General features: G+C 70.1%; 6 protein-coding genes and 1 pseudogene. 1 reads left to right on the plus strand and 6 read right to left on the minus strand.

The genetic code is table 11. The annotated features are described in order from the left end of the window. From FDZ70_06250 to FDZ70_06260, 3 genes and pseudogenes are all read right to left on the minus strand, one after another. Window positions 1-135 (minus strand): annotated as a pseudogene (locus tag FDZ70_06250) (tRNA (adenosine(37)-N6)-threonylcarbamoyltransferase complex ATPase subunit type 1 TsaE). A gap of 30 nt (window positions 136-165) precedes the next feature. Continuing rightward, window positions 166-804 carry a uracil-DNA glycosylase gene (locus FDZ70_06255; GenBank protein ID TLM76789.1) on the minus strand — a complete coding sequence of 213 codons (639 nt, stop codon included), beginning with the start codon at window positions 802-804 and terminating at the stop codon, window positions 166-168. Continuing rightward, entirely contained in the window at window positions 795-1,310 is a 516-nt protein-coding gene (locus FDZ70_06260; protein TLM76784.1) for a nitroreductase family protein, read from the minus strand. The genes FDZ70_06255 and FDZ70_06260 overlap by 10 nt, the downstream gene beginning before the upstream one ends. A gap of 146 nt (window positions 1,311-1,456) precedes the next feature. Here FDZ70_06260 and FDZ70_06265 point away from each other — a divergent pair, with 146 nt between their 5' ends. Further along, window positions 1,457-1,798, plus strand: coding sequence for a hypothetical protein (locus tag FDZ70_06265; GenBank protein TLM76785.1), 342 nt, complete (start codon window positions 1,457-1,459; stop codon window positions 1,796-1,798). A 183-nt stretch (window positions 1,799-1,981) separates the two neighbouring features. On the opposite strand, the gene FDZ70_06270 is transcribed toward FDZ70_06265, so the two are convergent. From FDZ70_06270 to FDZ70_06280, 3 genes are all read right to left on the minus strand, one after another. Continuing rightward, window positions 1,982-2,632 (minus strand): V-type ATP synthase subunit D, encoded by a 651-nt coding sequence (locus FDZ70_06270; GenBank protein ID TLM76786.1) that lies wholly within the window; start codon window positions 2,630-2,632, stop codon window positions 1,982-1,984. Window positions 2,633-2,648: 16 nt separating this feature from the next. Next, the gene (locus FDZ70_06275; GenBank protein ID TLM76787.1) at window positions 2,649-4,067 is read right to left on the minus strand and encodes a V-type ATP synthase subunit B; all 1,419 of its coding nucleotides are present in this window, start codon (window positions 4,065-4,067) and stop codon (window positions 2,649-2,651) included. After that, the coding region (locus FDZ70_06280; GenBank protein TLM76788.1) for a V-type ATP synthase subunit A at window positions 4,068-4,982 on the minus strand (915 nt) is incomplete at its 5' end.

Genomic DNA, 4,982 nt, shown 5'->3' on the forward strand with positions numbered 1-4,982 from the left:
CATGCCGCCGCGCCCGGCCCCCACCCCTCCGTCGAGGCCCGTCTTGCCCGCGCCGAGGCCACCCGCCAGCGACACGACGTCGCCGGGCCGCAGCAGCGCCGCCAGGCGCATCCCGAGCGCCGCGGTCTGCTCCGCGGATCCCGATCGCAGCACCCGCTGCACGGCTCAGCCCTCGTCCCAAAGGGACGGCTGCGCCGCATCCACGACGCCGCCCGCGGCTCCCGCCGCCGCGTCGCCGCCAGCATACCGGTCGAGCACCACCCTCAGCCGCTTGAAGTCGTCGGCGAGAGCGTCTCGCTTGGTGCGGTCGTACAGCGCCGCCGCGGGGTGGTAGATGGGCACGACCCGCCTGCCGCCGGCCTCGAACAGCCGCCCGTGCAGCTTGCCGATCCCCATCTCGGTGTCGAGCACGTACTTCGTCGCGAAGTTGCCGAGTGTGGCGATGACGCACGGCGAGATGATGCGCAGCTGCTCGGAGAGGAACGGCGTGCACGTCTCGATCTCGCGCGGCTGCGGGTCGCGGTTGTCCGGCGGCCGGCACTTGAGCACGTTGGCGATGTAGACCTCCGAGCGTGTCATGCCGATACCGGCGAGCAGCTCGTCGAGCAGCTGCCCCGCCGCTCCCACGAACGGCTCGCCCTTCAGGTCCTCGTTGCGCCCAGGCGCCTCCCCCACGAACGCGAGCCGCGCGTGCGGGTCCCCGACGCCGAACACGAGCGTGGTCCGGGTGTCCCCGAGCGGACAGCGGTGGCAGTCGCCGATCTCGGCGAGGAGTTCATCGAGGGTCGCGGCGCTCACAGCCAGGTGCTGACCTCCTCGACCGGGCGCCGCGCGCGAGGGGCGTCCGGAACGGCCCCACGGCCGACGGGCAGCACGGCGACCGGCCGCACCGGCGGCAGCATCTCCACAGCCTCGGCCACGGCCGCTTCGTCGAACGCGCCCACCCAGCACGATGCGAGCCCGAGGTCCACCGCCGCGAGCAGGATGTTCTCCACGGCCGCTGCGGTGTCCTGGATCGCGTAGAGGTCCCGCCCACGGTCGGCGTACCGCTCGGCGGCGACCTCGTAGTCCGCGCCGACGACGATGACCACCGGCGCCCGCGCGACCCACGACTGGCGCAGCGCGCCCGCGAGACGCTCGCGCGCGCTGGCGCTCGCGACCACGGTGAACCGCCACGGCTGCGTGTTGCCGGCGGTCGGCGCCGCGATCGCGGCCTCGAGAAGGGCGCGCACGTCGGCCTCGGTCACCGGCGGGCCGTCGCTCAGGTCGCGGACACTACGGCGCGCGGCGATCACGTCGGCGAACTCCATCGATGCACCCTCCTGCACGACCGGTCCGGCACTGTCCGAGGAGCGCGCCCATTGTACGGCAGTCCGGCCGCCCGTCCCTGTCACGTGCCCGGCGTGAAGGGGAATCCCTCATCGTGTCGAACAACGCCCCCACAGGAGGTGGGAAGATGACGAACCCCCGTCCGGACGTGAACGACGAGGACATCGGCATGCGCGCGTTCGCGCTGCGCAGGGCGAGCGCCGTGGAGCGCGCCGTCGAGCGCATCAGGCACGCCCTCGGCCACAGGTGGGACCACTTCACGACCCACGAGATCGAGGAGCTCGAGTGGGTGCTCGGCGAGATGTGGTCCTACGTCGCCCGCGAGGAGTGGGACGAGCTGCGCTTCGGCCACCTGACCCTCGACGACCTGCGGCAGATCATCGCCCACGGGCGCGAGATCCGCGAGCACACCCGCAACACGGTCGACGCGCTGAACGACGTGCGCGCGATCGTGACCTCCAAGTCCTGAGACGCGCGCAGCGCTCAGCGCGCGACCACAAGGGCCCGGACGCTGGATGCGTCCGGGCCCTTGTGGTCATCCTCCGGGAAGGAGGTTGCGGAGCGGCGCCGTGCTTTCCCCCGGCCATGGGCGCCGCTCCACACCGTGCCTCGAGGCATCCGTCGCGGCCGCGCCGTCCCGGCGCGCCCGCCCCTAGTCGGCTGCCTGTGCTGCCTTCTTGCGTTCCAGCTTCTTCTTGACCTTCTTCAGCCGGAACAGGTCCTCGCGAGCGCGCTCGTCGAGCGTCTGACGGATGTAGGTGACCTGCTCGCGCAGGTTCGGCACCGTGATCTGCTCGAGGGCGTTCACGCGACGGTTGGTCTTGTTGATCTCCTCGCCCAGGCGCTTCAAACGCGTCTCGATGTCGGCGTACTCGATGATGACGTCGAGGATGCGCTCGTACTTGTCGGCGGTGTCGTCGACGCGCGACGAGACGCCCGTGACCGCGTAGCCGCGGGTGAACGACGAACGCACGGGCGACTCGCCCTTCGTGACCACCGGTACCGAGACGCCCATGATCTTGGTGCCGGACATGTCCACGACGATCTCGCCCTTGGTCGCCATGCCGGCGGACCGCAGCGAGACCGTGCCGTCGACCGCCTGGGCGACCGCGAGGGCGTACTGCGCCTCGTTGACGGCCTTTCCGAGCGAGCCGGACAGGCGCAGCGTCTCGTCCATGACGGACATGAACTCGATCAGCAGCGCGTCGCGCTTCTGCTTGAGCAGGTCCATGCCCTGCTGCGCGAGCGCGATCTGGCTGCGACGCTCGAGAAGTTCTGCTCGTGTCGGGCGGACTTCCTCCATGGCTCGACCGGCTCCCCTACGCCTCGGCCGCTTCTGCGTTCGGGTGGTACTTGGGGATGAAGTCGCGCACGCGCTTGAGCTCGCCCATCGGCAGGGCCGACATCAGGTCCCAGCCGATCGTCAGCGTGTCGATGATGCTGCGGCCCTCGTCGCCCTGGCCGACGATGCGCGCCTCGAACTCGTCGGCGAACCGCAGGTAGCGCCGGTCCGTCTCGGACAGCGCCTCCTCGCCGACGATTGCAACGAGTTTGCGCAGGTCACGGCCCTGTGCGTAGGCGGCGTACAGCTGGTTGGCGACGGCGCGGTGGTCGTCGCGCGTCTTCCCCTCGCCGATGCCGAGGTTCATCAGCCGGCTCAAGCACGGCAGCGTGTCGATCGGCGGGAACACGCCGCGGCGGTGCAGGTGCCGCGAGAGCACGATCTTGCCCTCGGGGGTGTACCCGGGGGGGTCGGGGGTCGGGGGCGGGGTGTTGTCGTCGGGCCTCGAGAGGAACGGCAGCTGGGTGGGCGAGCCCCGCCGGGCCCTGGTGGGGCCGGCGGGGTCGGCGGAGGTCGAGAGGGGCGGGTACAAGTAGGCCGGGTAGCCGCGGCGGCCCGGGACCTCCTCGCGCGCGGTCGAGACCTCGCGCAGCGCCTCGCAGTAGTTCGTCATGTCGGACAGGACGACGAGCACCTGCATGTCCTTCTCGAACGCCAGGTACTCGGCCACGGTCAGGGCGCACCGCGGGGTGAGCAGCCGCTCGACCGTCGGGTCGTCGGCGAGGTTCAAGAAGAAGACGACGCGCTCGAGCGCGCCGGTCTCCTCGAACTGCGACATGAAGTAGGACGCCTCTCGGTGCGTGATGCCCATCGCGCCGAACACGATGGCGAACTCCTCGCCGGAGACGACGCGCGCCTGGCGGATGATCTGCGCCGCGAGTTCGTTGGCCGGCAGGCCGGAGCCGGAGAAGATCGGCAGCTTCTGGCCGCGGACCAGCGTGTTCAGCCCGTCGATGGCCGAGATGCCGGTCTCGATGAAGTCGGCCGGCTTCTCGCGCGTGTACGGGTTGATCGGGTTGCCGGTGATGTCGAGGCGCTCCTCGGGGACGATGGGAGCGCCGCCGTCGATCGGCTTGCCGGTGCCGTTGAGCACGCGGCCGAGCAACTCGGGCGACACGTCGATCTTCGCGACCTCTTCCAGGAAGCGCACGCGCGTGACGTCGGCGTCGATGCCCTGCGTACCCTCGAAGACCTGGATGACGGCGGTCTCGCCGGCAATCTCGAGCACCTGGCCGGACCGGGTCGAGCCGTCCGGCAGGATGATGGCCACCATCTCGTTGTACGCGACCCCGTGCACGTTCTGCACGAAGATGAGCGGGCCCGTGACGTAGTTGAGCGTCCGGTACTCGGTGGTGAGCAGGGAGAGCGTCGTGGCCGGGGCCTCGGTCGTCGTCATCTAGTACACCTCGATCCCGGCGATCTCCTCGGAGATCTGCGCGGCGAGCTCCGGCATCATGCGCAGCGCCTCCTCGTGGGGGGTCGTCTTCATGCCCGCGATCCTGTCCTTGAACGGCAGCTCGAGGATCTGGCGCAGCGAGGCGCCACGGTTGAGCGCCGCGACCGACGCGTCGTAGAAAGCGAGGACGACCTTGAGCATCCAGTACGCCTTCTTCGGCGGGCAGTACGCGTCGACCTCGTCGAACGCGAACTGCTGCAGGAAGTCCTCGCGAAGCATGCGCGCGATCTCGAGGATGACCTTCTCGGACTCGGGCAGCGCGTCCGGGCCGACGAGCTGCACGATCTCCTGCAGCTCGGTCTCCTTCTGCAGGATGAACATCGCGCGGTCGCGCATCTCCTGCCAGTCGGCGGCCACGTTCGTCTCGTACCAGTGCTTCACCTGGCCGAGGTAGAGCGTGTAGCTCTTGGTCCAGGAGATGGCCGGGAAGTGCCGGCGATGTGCGAGCGACGTGTCCAGCGCCCAGAAGGCGCCGGTCACGCGCAGTGAGTTCTGAGTCATCGGCTCGGACATGTCCCCGCCGGCCGGCGATACCGCGCCGACCATGGTGACCGAGCCCACGCGCCCGTCGCCGTCGGCGCCGAGCGGCTCGACGCGGCCTGAGCGCTCGTAGAACGCGGCGAGACGGGTCGCCAGATACGCCGGGTAGCCTTCCTCGCCCGGCATCTCCTCGAGCCGGCCCGAGACCTCCCTGACGGCCTCGCCCCAGCGAGAGGTCGAGTCGGCCATCATGGCGACGTTGTAGCCCATGTCGCGGTAGAACTCGGCCAGTGTCGCGCCAACGTAGATTGACGCCTCGCGCGCGGCAACCGGCATGTTCGAGGTGTTCGCCACGAGAACGGTCCGGTCCATGAG

Source organism: Actinomycetota bacterium, from assembly GCA_005774595.1.
Lineage (GTDB): Bacteria > Actinomycetota > Coriobacteriia > Anaerosomatales > D1FN1-002 > D1FN1-002.

Excerpts from the sequence above, each read along its gene's own strand:
- FDZ70_06260 (TLM76784.1), bottom strand. The coding sequence starts at position 1,310 with ATGGAGTTCGCCGACGTGATCGCCGCGCGCCGTAGTGTCCGCGACCTG.
- FDZ70_06265 (TLM76785.1), top strand. The coding sequence starts at position 1,457 with ATGACGAACCCCCGTCCGGACGTGAACGACGAGGACATCGGCATGCGC.
- FDZ70_06270 (TLM76786.1), bottom strand. The coding sequence starts at position 2,632 with ATGGAGGAAGTCCGCCCGACACGAGCAGAACTTCTCGAGCGTCGCAGC.
- FDZ70_06275 (TLM76787.1), bottom strand. The coding sequence starts at position 4,067 with ATGACGACGACCGAGGCCCCGGCCACGACGCTCTCCCTGCTCACCACC.